Annotated in this window: 16 protein-coding genes; 7 read left to right on the top strand and 9 right to left on the bottom strand. The window is 61.3% G+C overall.

Features of this window, described 5'->3' with window-relative positions:
* Positions 1–201 precede the first annotated feature (201 nt).
* On the bottom strand, positions 202–2,961 hold the full coding sequence (gene mutS, locus PYH37_RS13025) for a DNA mismatch repair protein MutS (RefSeq protein ID WP_280735366.1): 2,760 nt from the start codon (positions 2,959–2,961) through the stop codon (positions 202–204).
* A gap of 103 nt (positions 2,962–3,064) precedes the next feature.
* Here mutS and PYH37_RS13020 point away from each other — a divergent pair, with 103 nt between their 5' ends.
* Positions 3,065–5,350 (top strand): NADP-dependent malic enzyme, encoded by a 2,286-nt coding sequence (locus PYH37_RS13020; protein WP_280735365.1) that lies wholly within the window; start codon positions 3,065–3,067, stop codon positions 5,348–5,350.
* A 393-nt stretch (positions 5,351–5,743) separates the two neighbouring features.
* On the opposite strand, the gene olsB is transcribed toward PYH37_RS13020, so the two are convergent.
* The 5 genes from olsB to PYH37_RS12995 form a co-directional block, all read right to left on the bottom strand.
* Positions 5,744–6,634 (bottom strand): l-ornithine N(alpha)-acyltransferase, encoded by an 891-nt coding sequence (gene olsB / locus PYH37_RS13015; RefSeq protein ID WP_280735364.1) that lies wholly within the window; start codon positions 6,632–6,634, stop codon positions 5,744–5,746.
* 117 nt (positions 6,635–6,751) lie between these two features.
* Positions 6,752–8,851, bottom strand: coding sequence for a hybrid sensor histidine kinase/response regulator (locus PYH37_RS13010; RefSeq protein WP_280735363.1), 2,100 nt, complete (start codon positions 8,849–8,851; stop codon positions 6,752–6,754).
* 164 nt (positions 8,852–9,015) lie between these two features.
* The gene (gene lspA / locus PYH37_RS13005) at positions 9,016–9,516 is read right to left on the bottom strand and encodes a signal peptidase II (RefSeq protein WP_280735362.1); all 501 of its coding nucleotides are present in this window, start codon (positions 9,514–9,516) and stop codon (positions 9,016–9,018) included.
* Complete coding sequence (locus PYH37_RS13000; protein ID WP_280735361.1) at positions 9,513–10,373, bottom strand: TrmH family RNA methyltransferase; 861 nt, start codon at positions 10,371–10,373, stop codon at positions 9,513–9,515. Before PYH37_RS13000 ends, lspA begins: the two co-directional genes overlap by 4 nt.
* On the bottom strand, positions 10,370–11,503 hold the full coding sequence (locus PYH37_RS12995; RefSeq protein ID WP_280735360.1) for an RsmD family RNA methyltransferase: 1,134 nt from the start codon (positions 11,501–11,503) through the stop codon (positions 10,370–10,372). Before PYH37_RS12995 ends, PYH37_RS13000 begins: the two co-directional genes overlap by 4 nt.
* 204 nt (positions 11,504–11,707) lie before the next feature.
* Here PYH37_RS12995 and PYH37_RS12990 point away from each other — a divergent pair, with 204 nt between their 5' ends.
* Positions 11,708–12,166: an SRPBCC family protein gene (locus PYH37_RS12990; protein WP_280735359.1), complete on the top strand. Its 459-nt coding sequence runs from the start codon at positions 11,708–11,710 to the stop codon at positions 12,164–12,166.
* Between the two features lie 79 nt (positions 12,167–12,245).
* Here PYH37_RS12990 and PYH37_RS12985 read toward each other — a convergent pair whose 3' ends face one another.
* The 3 genes from PYH37_RS12985 to sppA all read right to left on the bottom strand — a co-directional run bounded on the left by PYH37_RS12985 (position 12,246) and on the right by sppA (position 14,107).
* A complete protein-coding gene (locus PYH37_RS12985) occupies positions 12,246–12,590 on the bottom strand; it encodes a DUF1049 domain-containing protein (RefSeq protein WP_280735358.1) in 345 nt (114 codons plus the stop codon).
* Between the two features lie 132 nt (positions 12,591–12,722).
* Positions 12,723–13,025 (bottom strand): integration host factor subunit beta, encoded by a 303-nt coding sequence (locus PYH37_RS12980; protein WP_280735357.1) that lies wholly within the window; start codon positions 13,023–13,025, stop codon positions 12,723–12,725.
* 98 nt (positions 13,026–13,123) lie between these two features.
* On the bottom strand, positions 13,124–14,107 hold the full coding sequence (sppA, locus tag PYH37_RS12975; protein WP_280735356.1) for a signal peptide peptidase SppA: 984 nt from the start codon (positions 14,105–14,107) through the stop codon (positions 13,124–13,126).
* A gap of 259 nt (positions 14,108–14,366) precedes the next feature.
* Between sppA and lptC the strand changes: the two genes are divergently transcribed.
* The 5 genes from lptC to hpf all read left to right on the top strand — a co-directional run bounded on the left by lptC (position 14,367) and on the right by hpf (position 19,180).
* Positions 14,367–15,035: an LPS export ABC transporter periplasmic protein LptC gene (gene lptC / locus PYH37_RS12970; RefSeq protein WP_280735355.1), complete on the top strand. Its 669-nt coding sequence runs from the start codon at positions 14,367–14,369 to the stop codon at positions 15,033–15,035.
* A gap of 17 nt (positions 15,036–15,052) precedes the next feature.
* Positions 15,053–15,613: an LptA/OstA family protein gene (locus PYH37_RS12965; RefSeq protein WP_280735354.1), complete on the top strand. Its 561-nt coding sequence runs from the start codon at positions 15,053–15,055 to the stop codon at positions 15,611–15,613.
* A 19-nt stretch (positions 15,614–15,632) separates the two neighbouring features.
* Positions 15,633–16,439 (top strand): LPS export ABC transporter ATP-binding protein, encoded by an 807-nt coding sequence (gene lptB, locus PYH37_RS12960; RefSeq protein WP_425336151.1) that lies wholly within the window; start codon positions 15,633–15,635, stop codon positions 16,437–16,439.
* Between the two features lie 259 nt (positions 16,440–16,698).
* Positions 16,699–18,276, top strand: coding sequence for an RNA polymerase factor sigma-54 (gene rpoN, locus PYH37_RS12955; RefSeq protein WP_280735352.1), 1,578 nt, complete (start codon positions 16,699–16,701; stop codon positions 18,274–18,276).
* Positions 18,277–18,607: 331 nt separating this feature from the next.
* Positions 18,608–19,180 (top strand): ribosome hibernation-promoting factor, HPF/YfiA family, encoded by a 573-nt coding sequence (gene hpf, locus PYH37_RS12950; protein WP_280735351.1) that lies wholly within the window; start codon positions 18,608–18,610, stop codon positions 19,178–19,180.
* Positions 19,181–19,261 lie beyond the last annotated feature (81 nt).

Here is a 19,261-nt window from a genome sequence, read left to right as displayed (position 1 = left end):
TTTGTGTGGTCCGCTGCATTTGCAAGCGCTCCTGATTCGGATCAGGTTCTATCTGGGGCCGGAATCATGCAGCATTTCAATTACTACCCATGTGCCTCCGTGGAAGACACGCGGCGCTGTATAGCCTTTTTGCCGGCCGATTGACAGGGAAAATCGGCACCGCCGGGATGGATGCGGCGAGGCCCATGATCGCGACGAAAATCAGCGGTTGATGAGTTCCTTTTTCAACGCATAAAGCGCATCCAGCGCTTCCCGCGGCGTCATGTCATCGGGGTTGAGCGCCGTCAGAGCGTCCTCGACCTTCGAGGGACCGGATGCCCTTACCGTTTCCTCTCGCCTTATGGCGACCTGGAAAAGCGGCAGATCATCGATCAATTGGCTCGCCGGATTCTTGCGATCGGCATCCTCGAGCTTCGCCAGCACGTCCTTGGCGCGAGAGACGACCGATGCCGGCAGGCCGGCAAGACGGGCGACCTGGATCCCGTAGGACCGGTCGGCGGCACCGGGGCCAACTTCGTGCAGGAAGATCACATCGCCATCCCACTCCTTGACCCGCATCGTTGCATTCGAAAGCCGCCCGAGCTTTTCGGAAAGCACCGTCAGCTCGTGGAAATGAGTGGCGAAGAGCCCACGGCAGCGGTTGACCTCATGCAAATGCTCGACCGCCGCCCAGGCGATCGACAGGCCATCGAAGGTCGCCGTACCGCGACCGATCTCGTCGAGGATCACGAGCGAGCGGTCGGTCGCCTGATTGAGGATCGCCGCCGTCTCGACCATTTCGACCATGAACGTCGAACGGCCGCGGGCCAGATCGTCCGAAGCACCGACACGCGAGAAAAGCCGATCCACGACGCCGATGTGTGCACTGGCCGCAGGCACGAACGACCCCATCTGCGCCATGATCGCGATCAAGGCATTCTGCCGAAGGAAGGTCGATTTACCGCCCATGTTCGGACCAGTGAGAAGCCAGATTGCGCCCCCCTCGCTGCCATCCGGGGGGCCATCGGGTGGCGACAGATCGCAGCCGTTGGCGACGAAGGCGTTGGCCGCCTGGCGGCGCAGCGCCTGCTCCACGACAGGGTGCCGGCCGCCGTCGATCGCAAACATTCGCGAGCGATCGACGACCGGCCGGGCGTAGTTCTGCTCTTCCGCAAGAACGGCCAGTCCCGCCGAGACATCAATCGTTGCGAGCGCCAGCGCCGCGGCCTTGATCGCCTCGGCATTTGCAACGACTTCGCGCGTCATCGCCTCGAAAGCCTCCAACTCGATCGCAAGCGCCCGGTCGGCGGCATTGGCGATCTTGGTTTCGAGCTCGGCGAGCTCGGTGGTCGTAAAGCGCATGGCATTCGCCATGGTCTGGCGATGAATGAAGCGGGCGCGGCCGGCGTCCGTGTCGGTCATCGCACCGGCATTGCCTGCCGTCACCTCGATGAAGTAACCGAGCACGTTGTTGTGCTTGATCTTCAGCGACTTGATTCCGGTCTCTTCGCAATATTGCAGTTGCAGGCCTGCAATGACGCGGCGCGACTGGTCGCGCAGCGCCCGCATCTCGTCGAGTTCTCCGCTCGCCCCCTCGCGCACGAAGCCGCCGTCGCGCTTCAGCAGCGGCAGTTCTTCGGCAAGCATCGCATCGAGCGCGGCGAGCAAGGCTCCCGGTAATGCAGCGATCGCGAGGCGCGCGCCGGTCAGCTCCGCTGCAAGATCGGCGCTCGAAAGCAGCGCCGATATAGCGCCAGCAGCGCGCAATCCCGACTGGATGGCGCCGAGATCACGCGGGCCCCCACGACCGAGCGCCAGGCGCGAGAGCGCCCGCGGCATGTCCGGCGCGCGCCGCAGGGCATCGCGCAAATCCATCGAAAGACTCGGCTGATCGACGAGAATTTCGATCGAATCGAGCCGCGCATTGATGCGCTCCGGATCGGTCAGCGGCGACATAAGCCGCTCGGCGAGCAGCCGAGCCCCACCGCTTGTCACCGTCCGGTCGAGCGCTCGAAGCAAGCTTCCTTCGCGGGCGCCGGAGAGCGTCTTGACGAGTTCGAGATTGGCGCGGGTCGCCGGATCAATAAAGAGGGTAGAAGCGGCGCTCTCGCGCTCGGGAATGCCGAGCGGTGGCCGCTCCGCGAGCTGGGTTTTCTCGACATAGGCGACAGCCGCCGAGGCAGCCGCGAGCTCCGTGCGTGAGAAGCTCCCGAAGCCATCGAGGGTCTTGACGCCATAATAGCGGGCAATGCGGCCTTCCGCCGTCGCGCTATCGAAGAGCACTGCCGGCTGCGGCACTGCCACCCGGCCGAGCACGTCGAAAACCGGACGAAGCTCCGGATCGTGAAAGACAGTGTCCGGCAGGATCAGCTCGCGCGGCTCGATGCGCAGTATGTCCGCGAGCAGACGGCTCTCGGCCGTCTCGGCAAGGCGAAAGATGCCAGTCGAAATGTCGATCCAGGCGAGCGCATAGGCCGGTTCCGAGCCGCTGCGGACGCGGGCAAGCGCCATCAGATAATTCGATTCGGCCGGCGAAAGCAGCTTGTCTTCGGTGATCGTTCCGGGCGTTACCAGGCGCACGACATCGCGGCGCACGACCGACTTGCTGCCGCGTTTCTTCGCCTCCGCCGGATCCTCCACCTGCTCGCAGACGGCGACGCGGAAGCCGAACCCGATCAGCTTTTGCAGGTAGTCGTCGGCCGCATGGACCGGCACACCGCACATCGGGATTTCCTGCCCCATGTGCTGGCCGCGTTTCGTCAGCGTGATGCCGAGCGCTCGAGAAGCATCGACCGCATCCTGGAAGAACAATTCGTAGAAATCGCCCATGCGGTAGAAGAGCAGCGAATCCGGGTTGCTCGCCTTGATCTCGATATACTGCTCCATCATCGGCGTCGCCGTGGAGCGGCTCTCTTCGCTCGCCAGATTGGACACGGAAAGGACATCGCCCGTGCGGCTCGATGGGTCTGTCACGAAATTCATTGATTGTTCCAAAAAAAGAGATGTCACAATATCCGCAAGCATTTATAGACGACAACAACAAAGGGGCCGACCGGAGGGGTCGCCCACAGGAGGTTGAGGAAACATGCCGGAAATCGACAAATCCGACCGCGCCATGACGAGCGTTACCGCCCAGGAAGCGCTCGATTTCCACTCCCAGGGTCGCCCCGGAAAACTGGAGATCTCGCCGACCAAGCCGATGGCGACACAACGCGACCTATCGCTCGCCTATTCGCCCGGCGTCGCCGTTCCGGTGAAGGCGATCGCCGACGATCCGGCAACGGCTTACGACTACACGTCGCGCGGAAACATGGTTGCGGTGATTTCGAACGGCACGGCAATTCTCGGCCTCGGCAATCTCGGCGCGCTCGCCTCGAAGCCGGTGATGGAAGGCAAGTGCGTCCTCTTCAAGCGCTTCGCTGACGTCGATTCTATCGACCTCGAAGTCGACACCGAGAATGTCGACGAATTCGTCAATTGCGTGCGCTTCCTCGGCCCGTCCTTCGGAGGCATCAACCTCGAAGACATCAAGGCGCCGGACTGCTTCATCATCGAGCAGCGGCTGCGCGAGGTCATGGATATTCCCGTCTTCCACGACGATCAGCACGGCACCGCGATCATCGCCACCGCCGGCCTCATCAATGCGCTGGCGCTGACCGGCCGCGACTTCAACACCACCAAGCTTGTCTGCAACGGTGCGGGCGCCGCCGCGATCGCCTGCATCGAGCTCATCAAGGCGATGGGCTTCAATGCGGAAAACGTCATTCTCTGCGACACCAAGGGGGTGATCCATCAGGGCCGCACCGATGGCATGAACCAATGGAAATCGGCCCATGCCGTCAAGACCGACCACCGGACACTAACCGAAGCCCTCAGGGGTGCCGACGTATTCTTCGGCCTATCGGCAAAGGGCGCGCTATCGACCGAGATGGTGCTCTCCATGGCGCCGAGGCCGATCATCTTCGCCATGGCAAATCCAGATCCGGAAATCACGCCGGAGGAGGTTACCCAGATTCGGGACGATGCCATCGTCGCGACGGGCCGTTCGGACTATCCGAACCAGGTGAACAATGTTCTCGGCTTCCCTTACATTTTCCGCGGCGCACTCGACGTTCGTGCCTCGACCATCAATGACGCTATGAAGATCGCCGCGGCGGAAGCGCTTGCGAGTCTCGCGAAGGAAGACGTGCCGGACGACGTCGCCGCGGCCTACCAGGGCAACCGGCCGCGTTTCGGACCGCAATACATTATTCCCGTTCCATTCGATCCGCGTCTCATCTCCGCTATTCCGATAGCGGTGGCGAAAGCGGCGATGGAGACCGGCGTTGCGCGCAAGCCGATTGCCGATCTTACGGCTTACGGCCAGCAGCTTTCCGCACGGCGCGATCCAATCGCGTCGACTCTGCAGCGTATCTTCGAGCGCGTCCGCCGCCAGCCGAAACGCATCGTCTTTGCGGAAGGCGAGGAAGTGCAGATGATGCGCTCGGCCATTGCCTATGCCAACCAGCAACTCGGCACCGCCATCCTGCTCGGGCGCGAGGATCAGATGCGCGAAACAGCCGAACGGGAAGGAATTGACCTCGACCGGCCCGGCATTCAGATCGTCAATGCCCGCCTCTCCAAGCGCGTCGGAGCATACACCGATTTCCTCTACGCTCGCCTGCAGCGCCAGGGCTATCTTTTCCGTGATGTGCAGCGGCTGATCAACAACGACCGCAACCATTTCGCCGCCTGCATGGTGGCACTCGCCGATGCGGATGGCATGGTCACCGGCCTTACCCGCAATTATTCGACGGCGCTTGAAGACGTGCGTCGCTGCATCGACGCCAAGCCGGGCCACCGCGTGATCGGCGTATCGCTCGCGCTCTGCCGCGGCCGCACGGTGCTCGTCGCCGATACCGCTGTGCACGATATGCCGTCTGCGGAGGAACTGGCGGATATCGCCGAGGAGGCGGCCGGGCTCGCCAAGCGGTTGGGCTATGAGCCCCGCGTCGCAATGCTTGCCTATTCGACTTTCGGCCATCCGTCCGGCGAGCGCTCGGAACGGGTGCGCGAGGCCGTGAAGATGCTCGACAAGCGCCGCGTCGATTTCGAGTACGACGGCGAAATGGCCGCGGACGTGGCACTCAATTCGCGGGTCATGGAGCAATATCCGTTCTGCCGTCTCTCGGGCACGGCCAACGTGCTGGTAATGCCAGCTTTCCATTCGGCCTCGATCTCGACCAAGATGCTCCAGGAACTGGGCGGTTCAACCGTCATCGGTCCCTTGCTCGTCGGCCTGGACAAGTCGGTTCAGATCGTCTCCATGTCGGCCAAGGATTCCGACATCGTCAACATGGCGGCGATCGCCGCCTACAATGCAGGAACGTAAGCCGACAGGTTTGCGCCGTTTCGAAACAATGCTGTGTCCCCGCTGAACATCATGCAGCCCGTTGTTCAGTAACGACACATATAGCACCAATAAAACAAGAGCCCACATCCTTGGGAACGGAAGTGGGCTCAATACTTTATGGCTGGCCTATTTCCTACGTGATAAAAATGAGAGAAACTTAATCGCGGCACGGGCTCCCTCCAGCCATACCGTCGACCGTTCCTTTATATTTTTACACTTGCTTCGTCATGAAATCCAGATCAACCACGAAAATACACTTGCCGCTTACACGCGGAAAAGTCAAATACATCCTTAATAACTGGTTAATACTGCTACAGAGATCGCCAAAAAAGGTGTAGATCGGTTCAAATCACCGCCCTCGAAGGGGCGATGTCAAGATACTGTGGACGAGAAGCGCCCGGCGTCGGCACCGTAGTAGTTGAGATAACGACCCGAAATATTGCTGATCGGCAGCACGATAAGGACATCCGTCGTGCGAAACGCGTGATCCACCACCGCACCGTCACCGACCATCGCACCTAGCCGCATATAGCCTTTGATCAAGGGCGGCAGGGCGGAAAGCGCCTTCTTGGGATTGATCGCCTCCGGAGGCATCAGGTCCATCGTGCGATGAAGTTCCGGCCGCGCGGCAACTGCCCAGTCGTCCTGCGCCAGAACATTGTGGTGCAGGAACGAAAGGGCCAGCGCGTGCTCTTCCGGAATAACACCCGGGAAAGAGCCGCAGCCAAACATCGCGTCTACGCCGTGTCTCAGAGCATAGGCCCAATTGCCCTGCCAGAGCAGTTCGACCGTGCGCTTGGTCCTGTATGCCGGCAGGACGCAGGAGCGCCCGAGCTCCATGAAGCGCTTGCCCGGGTGGCGGGAGAAAAGCTCACCGATGGCGAATTCAGAAGCCGAATAGAAGCCGCCTGCCCGCGCGGCGACGTCCTGGCGCAGCAGGCGATAGGTGCCGACGATCTGCTCCTCGGAATCACCCTCGATGGAGGTATCGAGAACCAGCAGATGATCGCAGATCGCATCCCAGCTATCGACGTCACGCTTGCGCCGGTCGGCTTCCGGCGCCACCTGCGCATTCATCTCTTCGACAAAGACCTTGTAACGCACCGCTTGCGCCGCATCGATCTCGGCGGCCGAGCGAGCAAGGCGCGTCTCTAGATTGGCGATCCGCCCGAGAACCTCGGTTGCCGGACCCGCAACGGTCTTGCGCATGCAAGCCTGTGAAGTGTCAACCACGCTCGTCGAATCCAGAAGTTCGATCGTCATTCCTGGTCATCCCGAATAGCCAAATGCCTGCCGGGCTTAGACCACGTTTCTGCAACAAGATAGTGACACGATAGCTGTGGGCAACCCCAACACGGCGATGCTGGGAACCTACGAAGGCTACGTCTTTTCGCCCTCGAGAAGGTCAGCGATTTCCGTGACGAGCCGCGCCGGTTCAATGGGCTTGGACAACACCCCATCGGCACCGGCTGCAAGCAGAAGCTGGTGCAGGTCGCCGCGGACGTCCGACGTCAACACGATGACGGGCACGCGCACCATATCTCCGGCCGCTTCCTTCTCGCGAAGACGTCTCAGCACGGCGAGCCCGTCACCACCCGGCATGTTGAGGTCGGTGACGATGAGAGAGGGCGCCACGCACGCGCCGTCCTGCCCATGGATGGCGGCTTCAAGCGCCCGGAAATCGCCGACCTGCTGCACAGAATGCCCCGCCCGCCGAAGGATCGTCCGCAGGATCAGCGCATTGACGGGATCGTCCTCGGCGACCAGGATGGCACGAGCTCCCTTAGCCACGGCCACAGGCGGCTCCTCCCTGAGAACGGGCCTGTTGTCGTTGATCGCATCCCGCTTTTCGATGCCTTTCAGGCGTCCGAGCAAAACCTCCACCAGCGACTTTTCGCGCAACGGACGAATCAGCCAGGCCTCATAGCCGCCCATCTGGTTCACGGGATGGCTGGTGCGTTCTTCAGGATTAATGAGATAAGTCTTGCGCAATCTGAGCGCGCCGATAGCCGGCAGCCTGAACAGAAGCTCGCGGAACTGGCCCGCACGGCGGTGGTCGACAATGATGTCGGTCAAAGGCAGGCTGTTTGTCAGCGCCGCGGCGGCGAAGCTTTCGGCAACGGCGAGCGTCGCTGCCCGATGGCACTTGCCGCCGAGCGTTGCGATCGTGGCAGCAAGCGCCGCCGAAGCGGGGCCATCCGGCGCCAACACCAGCACATGCATACCCGATAGCATGCCGCGTCTGGCGAGGGCGGAAGATGGCTCGGCGCCCTCGAGCGGAAAGCAAACCTCGAAACGGCTTCCGACACCGGCCGTGCTGCAAGCGGTCAGGCTGCCGCCAAAGGCTTCCATTATACGCCGCGATATTGCGAGACCGAGGCCAGTGCCTTTAGCGCGCTGGGCATCGTCGCCGGCCTGCTCGAACTCCTCGAAGACGCGCCCGAGTTCTTCGGCCGACATGCCAGGGCCGCTATCGTCGATGCGGATGCGCACGCAACCTTCGTCGATATCGGCTGCGACGAAGACACCGCCGGTTTCCGTGAACTTCACCGCATTGCCGATCACATTGAATAAAACCTGCCGGAGACGTGCCGCATCGAATTCCATGCTTGCGGGCACATCGGCCGCAACCGTTGCGCCGACCTCGATGCCCTTCTCATGCGCGCGATGGGAGAGCATCTCCACCACACCCTCTAGGACGCCACGCAAGTCCTGTTGTGACGGGCGCAACTTAAACCGTCCGGCCGAAAGCGAAGAGAAATCGATGAGGTCCTCGACCAGTTGGACCAGCGCATGGCCGGACTGACGCATGCCGGCAAGATAGTTGTGCTGTTCGGCAGACAATTGCGTCTGGGCGAGCAGATGGCTCATGCCGAGAATGCCGGAGAGCGGCGTGCGGATTTCGTGACTAACAGTGGCGAGTAGGCGCGATTTCGCCTGGCTCGCCTCTTCCGCGCGCCTACGGGCCTCCTCCCTTTCGCGCGCCGCCCGCGCCTCCTCGGTCACGTCGCGGCCAATGCTGTGACGCGTCAGCCGGCCGCTCGCGGGCTCGCGTGCGATGACGTCGTGCCAGTCGTAGAGACGGACGCCCGTCGCCGTCGCGAGGCGCGCGAGATAGCGGTCCGGCTCAGGCGTTGGTTCGAAGCTCAGGCCCACGGCCGCGCAGGTTAGCCCGCTCACATCCGCGCGGGCGCAAACCTGATGAAAAATCACATTGGCCCACACGATTGTGCCGTCCATGCCGCGGATGACGGCAAGGTCGCCCAACGCGTCGTGAATTGGTGAAAATGGAGCCGGAGCTTCGCCACGCTGCCGCTCGGGCGCGTACGGGCTCTCGTCCTCCGCACCCGTCCGTCCAGCCGGCCCGACCTCGTCGGCAAGAAGCAGGAAAGCACCGGCAAGGCCGCCGACGGCGATCAACGCCGGAAGCAGATGGAAGCCGGCGCTCGCACCGACGGCGACGAGAAGTGCCGCGGCCATGATTCCACCGATGGCGCAAACGCTGCGGCCAAGCGAGGGGCCGACGTCTACCGCCGCAGACGGTGACAGTCTATCGCCAGGGCTTATCCGGTGCTTCAATCGTGGCCGTTCGCTCATGCCACCGGCGTAGCACGGTGGGCCTTCCGAATGCCTTCAACGCATCTCTAAAGTTTTAGCGAACGTTCCTTTTTGGCCTGCAGAAGTTCGTCCAGGATGATCGCACCTGCCCCGACCGTGATGAAACTGTCCGCGAGGTTGAAGACCGCAAATGACCATGTCGCCGTGTGGAACAGAACATAGTCGATGACGTAGCCGAAGAGCAGCCGGTCGACGAGGTTGCCCAACGCGCCGGCGATGATCATCGCATAGCCGAGGTGGGCGAAGAAGCGATCCTTCGGCGTGCGCCGCCACAGCCACAGCACGAAGGCGACAACAGCGAGGCGGATGCCGACGATGAACCACGCTTCCATGCCGGAAAGCATGGAGAAGGCCACGCCATAATTATAGGTCCGATAGAGAGCCAGCATCGGAATGACCGGCACCGCCTGCTGGAACGGCAGAAAAGCCTCCACGAGATACTTGACGATCTGGTCCGCGGCGATCGCAATCAGAATGAAGACCGCAATCGGCAGCGGCCGGGAGAACAGGGTCTTGCCTCCACTCATGCGCCAGCATCCAGAGACAAGAGGTGGCGCCGCGCTTCGAACAGCATAATGCCAGTGGCAATGGCAAGATTGAGCGAGTCCGCACGTCCGGCCTGCGGAATACGGGCGAGTGCGCCCGCTTCGCGCGCGAGTTCCACCGGCAGGCCGGCCTGTTCATTGCCCATCAACAGCACGACGGGCTTCGACTTATAGTCGATCGTCCTGTAATCGACCGAGCCTGCCAGATGCGTCGCCACAACGCGAACGCCGGTCGTCTTCTGCCATTTTATGAAGTCCTCGGCATTGGTACGGACGATCGGCATGGCAAACACCGACCCCATCGTCGCCCGCACGGTTTCAAGCGAGAAAGGGTCTGTGGTCTCGCCGACGAGAATGACGCCCGACGCGCCCGCGGCGTCAGCGGTGCGGATGATTGTTCCGAGATTGCCGGGGTCGCGAACACGGTCGAGCGCCACATAGGTCTCGCCCTCCTGCGGGTGGATATCCTTGAGCGGCCGATAACGCTGCTCGAAAATACCGACGACCATCTGCGGATTGTCGCGCCGGGTGATTGTCGAAATCACCTTCTCGCTGACCTCGAGGACGAGACCGCCTTTAGCCACTGTCTTCGCCGCCACCTGCTCGACCTGCAGCTTGCCCTTCGCCGCCTTGGCATAGACGAGCGTCTTGATCTTCCAGCCGAGATCGAGCGCGTCGATTACCAGCTTCAGGCCCTCGGCCATGAAGGAGCGCGTCTCGTCACGGTGCTTCTTCTGGGCAAGCGAGCGGATGTCCTTGATGATCGGATTGGTGAGGCTGGTAACCTCCTTCACCTGGCCGACGCGCGACGTGCCGTGATCGCCTCTGTCATTGTTCATTCGGGTACCCAGCGACTGAAAAGGGAGGTGGAGAGCGCCCGGCCCGGCTCTTTGCCGTCGAGACCGCCCTCGCGGATGATGAGCTCGCCCGATTCCACCCGGCCGCCGCGCCCGCGCATCGTCTCGCGCATGAGCTCGTGGATCGAATAGAAGCTCGCACGGATGGAATAGGCGGTGAGCACCAAGCCGCGCGCCTCCGGCGACAGGATCTCGCGGCAGGTGTCCAGCATCGCCGGCAGATGATCGAAAAGCTGCCAAACCTCGCCGTTCGGGCCGCGACCAAATTTCGGCGGATCCGTCAGGATGATGTCGTAGCGGCTGCCGCGCCGCTCCTCACGCTGGATGAACTTCATCGCGTCGTCGCAGATCCAGCGGATCGGCAGTTTTTCGGCACGCGCCAGCGTCTGGTTCTCGCGCGCCCAGCCGATCGCTTTCTTGGAAGCGTCGACATGCGTGACTTCTGCGCCCGCCTTGGCGGCAATCAGTGAGGCGACGCCGGTATAGCCGAAGAGATTGAGAACTTTGAGCGGCCGGTCGGCCGTCGCCACCTGATCCCGCATCCATGACCAATGGGCAAGCTGCTCTGGAAAAACGCCGACATGCCGGAACGAAGTAAAACGGCCGAGGAAATCCGTATCTAGAAGCTTCATCGGCCAGGTTTCGCCGAGCACCTCCCCCGGAAAACGCCAGCGTCCCATGCCGTCCTCGTCGGTATCGCCGGTGAAGACGGCGTCCGCTTTTTCCCAGACCGATGCCGGCAGCGACTTCGGCCACAGTGCCTGAGCCTCCGGCCGGACGACGCGATAGGGACCATATTGCTCGAGCTTCTCCCCATCGCCGCTATCGATCAGGTGATAGCCGGCGGTAGCAACCGTTTCGAGGATGAGCGGCACGGTTTCGGCCGGCTTCTCTCCGGTCCTCGGCTTGACGACGCGCACCGCGGCGGCCTCCTTCAAGGAGGAGCGCTGCAGCACGGCCTTCGAGGGCGGCGTTGCGGCGGGCTTGCCCTTGAATGGGACGCCCTTTGCCGGCGGCTGTCTTTGCTCGTGACGACCGCCGCGCGCCTCGGCGCCCCGGCCCTTCGCCGCCGTGACCGAGGCGTTCTTCGATCGCCGATCTTTTTCCTTCACGCGCTGATCCTTGGACTCTGCTCAAACCATCCGACGCACCCGCTCTCGACCCCGCCGGCGGGCGGAAGCCGTGCTCATACGCCGTTCCCGCGCCGGAATCCATGCGCGAAACATTTCAAGCCGTGCAAATAGCATTGCCGGTGCTCTTGGCAAAGCCGTTTCCGATTTGCCATGATCAGGCGAGAAGCAGGTGGAGGACGCGGCATGGACATGACGGGCGAGGAACGTATCGCGGCGCGCCGGGACGCAGTCTGGCAGTGCTTGAACGATCCGGAAATTTTAAGACGATGCATTCCGGGCTGCCAGTTGCTCGAGATGATATCGCCGACGGAGCTTACGGCGGTGGTCAAGGTCAAGATCGGTCCGGTTTCGGCGACCTTCAACGGCAATGTCATCCTTTCCAACCTCAATCCACCCGCCAGCTACAGGATATCCGGCGAGGGCAAAGGCGGCGTCGCCGGTTTCGCCAAGGGAGGTGCCGACGTGACGCTCTCAGAGGAGGGTGACGAAACGGTGCTGCGTTATGATGTCAAGGCGGAGGTCGGCGGCAAACTCGCTCAGCTCGGGTCGCGCCTGATCGATTCGACGTCGAGGAAGCTCGCGCAGCAGTTCTTTTCCGACTTCAACCTGGCCGTCACGGGCGCAGCCGAAGCGGCGAGCTAGCCCGCGGAGCAAGATGCGTGCGGCTTCCCGGTCCCGTTTCGCGCCGGCTTTGCGCGGGGTAAAAAGCGCAACGACTCCGTCAGGTCCGTGGCGTCGGCAAAGCCGTGTGCTGTGCCTGACTTTCCGCCTGCCTGCGTTGTTTTTCCGCCTCGCGGTGCCATTTCAGCGCTTCGTTCGCTTCATTGCGGGCGCGGCGCCGGTATTTTCCCTGATTGATCCACATCGCCGTCGCCCCGACGATCAGGCCGAGTATGACAGCGAGGAAGAGGAAAACGAAAAACGGTGCCGAGACAGAGAGCACGGTATCGGCCGTATTGAACGGATTGAGGGCCAAAGTCACCATTTGGCGGTTGGCAACGCTCAGCACGATCAGGATCACCCCGACCGGCACGAGAACGACGATATTGATCAGCTTCTTGAACATGCACTCGCTCCGGCTATAGCGTCGACGCGGAACGATCTTCGCCAGACACGACGCGCAAATTGAAGAGATGAGCGCTCATGCGCCTGCAAGGCGTATCGCGCCGCCGTGCGCCGTTACAGCGCCTCTCGCCCGTCAGTCCTCATCGTCGCCGTTCATGTCCGGGTTGAGCCGCTCACGCAGTTCCTTGCCGGTCTTGAAGAAAGGCACCCATTTTTCCTCTACGAAAACGGAATCGCCCGTGCGCGGGTTGCGGCCGGAGCGCGACGGTCTGTTCTTGACCGAGAAGGCGCCGAAGCCGCGGAGCTCGACCCGGTTTCCTGCCGCGAGCGCATCTGTGATCTCATCGAGAACCGCATTGACGATATTTTCGACATCGCGGTGGTAGAGATGCGGATTGCGCGCCGCGACAATCTGCACCAGTTCTGACTTGATCACTGTCGCCCCCTTGGTTCTCTTATCTTGTTCTGTTTTGCTTTGTGACTTTCGGAAGGGTATCGCCCGACGCCCCGGGTCTGTAGTTGCGGCCCCGTCGCTCAGGGCAAGATATCTTGCCTTTTCAATTGGCCATCAACCTGCCAAACCGAAACAAGACCGTCAAGAAACAACTTCTCTCCGCCGATCTTTTCGAACGCCCTCATCGACGGAAAAGCGTCATATCCCAACATCTTGATCCATTCGGAGACGAGTGCGCCAAGGCCGAATGGCAGTTTGCCGCCTGACTCCTCCCAGTCCACGACCGCAAGCTCTTTTGGCACCTTCCGATCAGCCAGAAACGCCCTGATCTCGTCGTCACCACCGAGTGTATCGACGAGTTTGTCCTTGAGCGCCTGCCGCCCCGTAAATATCCGGCCGTCCGCCAGCGCGAGCGCATCCGGCCGCGGCAGCTTGCGTCGTTCTGCCACCAGATCGACAAACCAGGCATAGCTGTCGTCGATCATCGTCTGGATCATCGCCCGGGCCTCGTCGCTTGGCGGATGGAATGGAGAGGGCTCCGCCTTGAGCGGTCTCGACTTGATCGATTCGAGCGACACGCCGAGCTTGTCCATCAGGTTCTTGACCTGCGGGTACTGGAATATGACGCCGATGGATCCGGTGATGGAGGTCTCGCCGGCGACGATCCGATCGCCGGCAAGTGCAATCAGGTATCCGGCGGACGCAGCAAGTGTCCGTACATCCGAGACGACCGGCTTCTTGGCAGCCACCTTGCGGATCGCATTGTAGAGCACTTCACCGCCATAGGTGGTCCCGCCCGGGGATGATATCGTCACGATCAAAGCCTTGACGGAATCGTTCTCCGCAATCCTATCCAGGCGCTCGACCAGTTCCCGATCATCCTGGATGAGGCCCGAAACGGTCACGCGCGCTACGTGATCGCGGGTGCGCTCCGCCACCTCGCCCCAACCGGAAAGGGCAAACAGTACGAGGGCGCCGGCGACGAGGAGGCCCGCAGCCGCCCAACGCCAGAAGCTTAGTTTTCTGCGCAGGCTGCGGCGGTCGGCAATGGCAAGTTCATCCATGAGTATCTCCCGATTTCTTGTCGCGGGTCCTGTCAGTTTCCAGCGGAACATGCTATCTGCGCGCGCTGCGGCAAGCTAGATAGTCGCGGTTGGCGGCGAGCGAAAGTCACCGACGGCTTTTTCGCTGCATTTCAAAGTTTTTGTCGCTCCATTGCCGGACGACAAGAAAATAACCATATTTGCCGTGACTTACGCCAGTGTATGTAAATGCGGATCCCGTTGGGTTCGCGGATATCAAACGGAACCAACAGGCCCTTTCATGCTGAACGAAGCACGATTTCCCGCAATCTTTAGCGATTCGGGCACGAGCTCTTCGGATGCCTACGCCTCGGCGGCGCGGCATTCGGCGCTGGTCAGGCGCCTGAAAGTGATATTGCCGCTCGCTGCGGGCACTATCGCGCTGATTTTTGTGGCGGTCTCCTTCGTACGCGCCTTTCTGCCGGAGCAACTGCAGCTTGAAACGGCAACGATCGAGAACGGCAAGATCGTGATGCAGAACCCGGCGATCTCCGGCCGCAACAAGCAGGATATCAGCTATTCGATGAAGGCGCAGCGCGCGCTGCAGGATATCGCGAATCCGAACATCATCACTCTCGAGACGATCCACGCGGAAATGCCGGTCAACGAGACGCTGATTGCGACAGTGGACGCGGCAAGCGGCATCTATGATCGTGGTGCCAACACGCTCGATATGAACGCACCGTTCACGATTTCCATGAATAATGGCGTCAATGCCGATTTCCGATCGGCCTATCTGGACATCAATGCGGGCGAAATGGAAACGAAACAGCCGATCGCGATCAGCATGAACGGCGGATCGATCATTGCGCAGAAGCTGCGAATGACAGATAAGGGACGTATTGTAACATTCGAGGGCATGGTACGGGTGAATGTTGAACCCAGCACCATCCGCAAGAACGCAAAATAATAGGACCCGGTGCACCCATGTCGGTCAAAGCTACCGTTTTTTTTAAGATTTCCGCCAGCCTGGTCATTGCCGGGATCGGCGCCTTGATGATTGTCTCCGATGCGTCCGCGCAGGCGACGTCCAGCAACATGAAGGGCCTCCAGCTCTCCAACGACAAGCCGATCCAGATCGAGAGCGACAAGCTCGAAATCAAGGATCCCGAAAGCAAGGCGATCTTCACGGGCAATGTCAAAGTCGTTCAGGGCACGACAACGCTGCAGGCCGGCAGCATGACGGTGTTTTACAAGACAGGCGGCGGTACCATTTCGAGTGGCAGCGCCGATATCGATCGTATCGAGGTGAGCAATCGCGTGCTCCTCGATTCCGGCACTCAGCAGGCGACCGCCGACACCGGCTCCTTCAACCTGACCAAGCAGACACTGGTGCTCAAGGGCGAGAAAGTGGTGTTGTCGGAAGGCAAGAATGTTTTCGTCGGCTGCCAGTTGAACGTGCAGATGGATACGGGTGAAGCCCAGTTGGAAGCCTGCGGCGGCCGCGTGCAGATCCAACTCGATCCGCAGTCCCGCAAGAAGAACTGACGTAGACCCGCTCGTGCACATTCCTTTTCTTCACAAACGCAAACGGGTCAGAAAGCCGTCGGCGGCAGCCATAGCTGCCCACGCGGTCGACAAGGCACGCTATGACGGCACGCTGATCGCCCGCAGCCTCACAAAGTCCTATCGCTCGCGCCGGGTCGTCAATGGCGTATCGCTCGTCGTGCGCCGTGGCGAGGCCGTCGGCCTGCTTGGGCCGAACGGCGCCGGCAAGACGACCTGCTTTTACATGATCACCGGCCTAGTGCCCGTCGACGAAGGCTCGATCGAGATCAACGGCAATGATGTCACCTCGATGCCGATGTATCGTCGGGCCCGCCTTGGGGTCGGCTATCTGCCGCAGGAGGCTTCAATCTTCCGCGGGCTGACGGTCGAGGAAAATATCCGCGCCGTGCTCGAAGTTCACGACGAGAACCTCGACCGCCGAGAGAGCAAGCTCAACGATCTGCTTGGTGAATTTTCGATCACCCACCTGCGCAAGTCTCCGGCGATCGCCCTTTCCGGAGGCGAACGGCGGCGTCTCGAAATCGCGCGGGCGCTCGCGACCGACCCGACATTCATGCTGCTCGATGAGCCTTTCGCGGGCGTCGACCCGATCTCGGTCGCCGATATCCAGGCGCTTGTGCGGCATCTGACCTCGCGCGGCATCGGCGTTCTCATCACCGACCACAACGTGCGCGAGACGCTCGGACTGATCGATCGCGCCTATATCATCCATGCCGGCGAAGTGCTGACGCATGGCCGCGCCAACGACATCGTTACCAACCCAGACGTACGCAGGCTCTATCTCGGCGATAACTTCAGTCTCTGAGTGCCTCGCGGCAGCGAATTTGTCGCTGCGGCTCGCGACCACGCTTGACCAAATCCCCTTAATAAGCAATTTTTGGGCCAACTACTGCATGGCTTCTTAAATCGGAACCGATTTAAGGATAAAACCATGCAGCAGTTCAAAATGTTACAGCGACTTTGTGCGTCTGAAAAACGCATGGCGCTGTAATAATAAACGGCCCGTGCAAAGCGATCGAAAAACGATCCGGGCCCTCGAGATTGGACGGGAGTTTCGCGTCAGCATGGCTTTGTCCGCCAGCCTTCATTTGCGACAGTCGCAGTCGCTGATCATGACACCGCAACTGATGCAGTCGATCCAGCTGCTGCAGATGACCCATCTGGAGCTCAATCAGTTCATCGCCCAGGAGGTCGAGAAGAATCCGCTGCTCGAATGTCAGTCCGGCGATGAAATGGTAATCCCGCAGGATCGCGCCGGCCGCGAGGAAGCGGCATCCCTCTCCGTCGACACTGGCAGCGACACCGGAAGCGACGCGGACGAGGCTGGCACCCAGCGCGACCTTTACGATAGCGCCACATCGAGCACCGGCGAGAGGCTCAGCGAACAGCTCGACGCCGACTTCGCAAACGTCTTCCCGGACGACACGACGCCGCAGCGCGCCGATGCTCCGGAGTTGCTCGGCCAATGGAAATCGATGCCCGGCGGGGGCGACGGCGACAATGGCGAGGGATACGATCTCGACGATTTTGTCGCCGGCCGAAAAACTCTGAGGGAGGCCCTTCTCGAACAACTTCCCTTCGCGCTCGGCACGCCCGGAGACCGACTGATTGCCCAACATCTCATCGACCAGCTCGATGAAGCAGGCTACCTGCACGCCGACCTGCGGGAGACGGCGGCCAGGCTCGGCGCGGCGACAGAAGACGTGACGCGCGTGCTGCTCGTCCTGCAGCAATTCGATCCGCCGGGCGTCTTCGCACGCAGCCTCAGCGAATGTCTCGCCATTCAGCTGCGCGCGCGCGACCGCCTCGATCCGGCGATGGACGCGCTCGTCGCCAATCTGGAGCTTTTGGCGCGCCGCGATTTCGCCAGCCTCAAGAAAATCTGCGGCGTTGACGAGGAAGATCTGATCGACATGCTCGCCGAAATCCGCAAGCTCGACCCGAAACCGGGCACCAGCTTCGAAACCTGCGTCAGCGAGGCGATCATACCCGACGTCACCGTACGCGCGGCGCCGAACGGTAGCTGGCTGGTCGAACTCAATCCTGACGCCCTGCCCCGGGTTCTCGTCAATCACGACTATTTCGCCGAGATCTCGCGCGGCACCCAGAAAAACAGTGCCGACCAGGCCTTTCTCAGCGAATGCTTGCAGAATGCCAACTGGCTGACGCGCAGCCTCGACCAGCGCGCCAGGACGATCATGAAGGTGGCGAGCGAGATCGTCAGGCAGCAGGACGCCTTTCTCGTCAACGGCGTCGACCACCTGCGCCCACTCAACCTCAGAATAGTCGCCGACGCGATCAAGATGCATGAATCGACGGTGAGCCGAGTTACATCGAACAAATACATGCTGACGCCTCGCGGGCTATTCGAATTGAAGTACTTCTTCACCGTTTCGATCGGCTCGGCCGAGAATGGGGATGCACACTCGGCGGAATCCGTTCGTCATCGGATCCGCACGATGATCAATCAGGAAAGCGCAGGCGCGGTGCTTTCCGACGACGACATCGTCGAGAGCTTAAAGCAGGCCGGCGTCGACATCGCCCGGCGGACCGTCGCCAAATATCGCGAGGCGATGAACATACCTTCCTCCGTCCAGCGACGGCGCGAGAAGCGGGCACTCGCCAAGGCTGCCGGCTTCTGATTGCCGACGAGCGGCTTCTCGTCCGGATTCCCCTCAGCGGCCTGCCGGCCACCTTCTCCCCGCCAGCGGGGCGAAGCGGGCAAGTGCTAGTCTCCTCACGCCCCGCCTCGTTTGAAGGGAGGGGGCCTGCGTCGATATTTTTGCGACCGGCAATTGACTCCCTGCGACACAAGGGATATGAGGCCGCCGCAATTGCCGAAGGACGCAAACTCCACTTCGGCGGTTCCGCGCGATCTTCCGGCGGCGCATGCGCGCCCTTGCTGAAACGCTTGGATGACGGAAGCGCTTGGAATAGACTGGACGCGCAATCACGAACGAGAGAGGAAACTCCATGAGTGTGCGTGTATCCGGTAAACATATGGAAATCGGCGAATCGTTCCGCGCCCGTATTGGGGAGCAGATACAGCAGGCCGTGACCAAATATTTCGACGGAGGATATTCAAGCCAGGTCACTGTGGAAAAGTCTGGATCGCGTTTCAGCGCGGACTGCAAGCTTCATCTCGACACGGGCGTGGTATTGCAGGCGAACGGCCAGGCGAACGAGCCTCAGCTAGCCTTTGATGGGGCTGCGGAGCGTATCGAAAAGCGGCTTCGACGCTACAAGCGCAAGCTCAAGGATCATCATAACGGCAACGGCCAGAGCGCTGCCGAGGTGGCCTACACAGTGATGGATTCGGTGCCTGATGCGGACGAGGAAGTTCCGGAGGATTATGCACCGACGATCGTTGCCGAAAGCACGAAACAACTGAGGACGATGTCCGTTGCAAGCGCTGTCATGGCACTCGACATGACGGACGAACCGGTACTGATGTTTCGCAGTCCCGGCAACAAAGATCTGAATATCGTCTATCGGCGCAACGATGGAAATATTGGCTGGATCGACGCCGCCAATATCAAGGCATGAGCAGGGCCGGGGGAGGCCGATACGTCCGGCCTACCCCGCCGCTCGGATCAGCGGACAGCCGGAAAAGCTCGACTTTTCTGT

Source organism: Sinorhizobium numidicum (assembly GCF_029892045.1).
Classification (GTDB): domain Bacteria; phylum Pseudomonadota; class Alphaproteobacteria; order Rhizobiales; family Rhizobiaceae; genus Sinorhizobium; species Sinorhizobium numidicum.
Note: the sequence above shows the minus strand (reverse complement) of the source record. Positions and strands in the feature narration are given on the sequence as shown.

Excerpts from the sequence above, each read along its gene's own strand:
- rpoN (WP_280735352.1), top strand. The coding sequence starts at position 16,699 with ATGGCTTTGTCCGCCAGCCTTCATTTGCGACAGTCGCAGTCGCTGATC.
- sppA (WP_280735356.1), bottom strand. The coding sequence starts at position 14,107 with ATGGATGAACTTGCCATTGCCGACCGCCGCAGCCTGCGCAGAAAACTA.
- PYH37_RS12985 (WP_280735358.1), bottom strand. The coding sequence starts at position 12,590 with ATGTTCAAGAAGCTGATCAATATCGTCGTTCTCGTGCCGGTCGGGGTG.
- PYH37_RS12965 (WP_280735354.1), top strand. The coding sequence starts at position 15,053 with ATGTCGGTCAAAGCTACCGTTTTTTTTAAGATTTCCGCCAGCCTGGTC.
- PYH37_RS13020 (WP_280735365.1), top strand. The coding sequence starts at position 3,065 with ATGCCGGAAATCGACAAATCCGACCGCGCCATGACGAGCGTTACCGCC.
- mutS (WP_280735366.1), bottom strand. The coding sequence starts at position 2,961 with ATGAATTTCGTGACAGACCCATCGAGCCGCACGGGCGATGTCCTTTCC.
- PYH37_RS12990 (WP_280735359.1), top strand. The coding sequence starts at position 11,708 with ATGGACATGACGGGCGAGGAACGTATCGCGGCGCGCCGGGACGCAGTC.
- olsB (WP_280735364.1), bottom strand. The coding sequence starts at position 6,634 with ATGACGATCGAACTTCTGGATTCGACGAGCGTGGTTGACACTTCACAG.
- lptC (WP_280735355.1), top strand. The coding sequence starts at position 14,367 with ATGCTGAACGAAGCACGATTTCCCGCAATCTTTAGCGATTCGGGCACG.
- PYH37_RS13010 (WP_280735363.1), bottom strand. The coding sequence starts at position 8,851 with ATGGCCGCGGCACTTCTCGTCGCCGTCGGTGCGAGCGCCGGCTTCCAT.
- lspA (WP_280735362.1), bottom strand. The coding sequence starts at position 9,516 with ATGAGTGGAGGCAAGACCCTGTTCTCCCGGCCGCTGCCGATTGCGGTC.
- PYH37_RS13000 (WP_280735361.1), bottom strand. The coding sequence starts at position 10,373 with ATGAACAATGACAGAGGCGATCACGGCACGTCGCGCGTCGGCCAGGTG.
- hpf (WP_280735351.1), top strand. The coding sequence starts at position 18,608 with ATGAGTGTGCGTGTATCCGGTAAACATATGGAAATCGGCGAATCGTTC.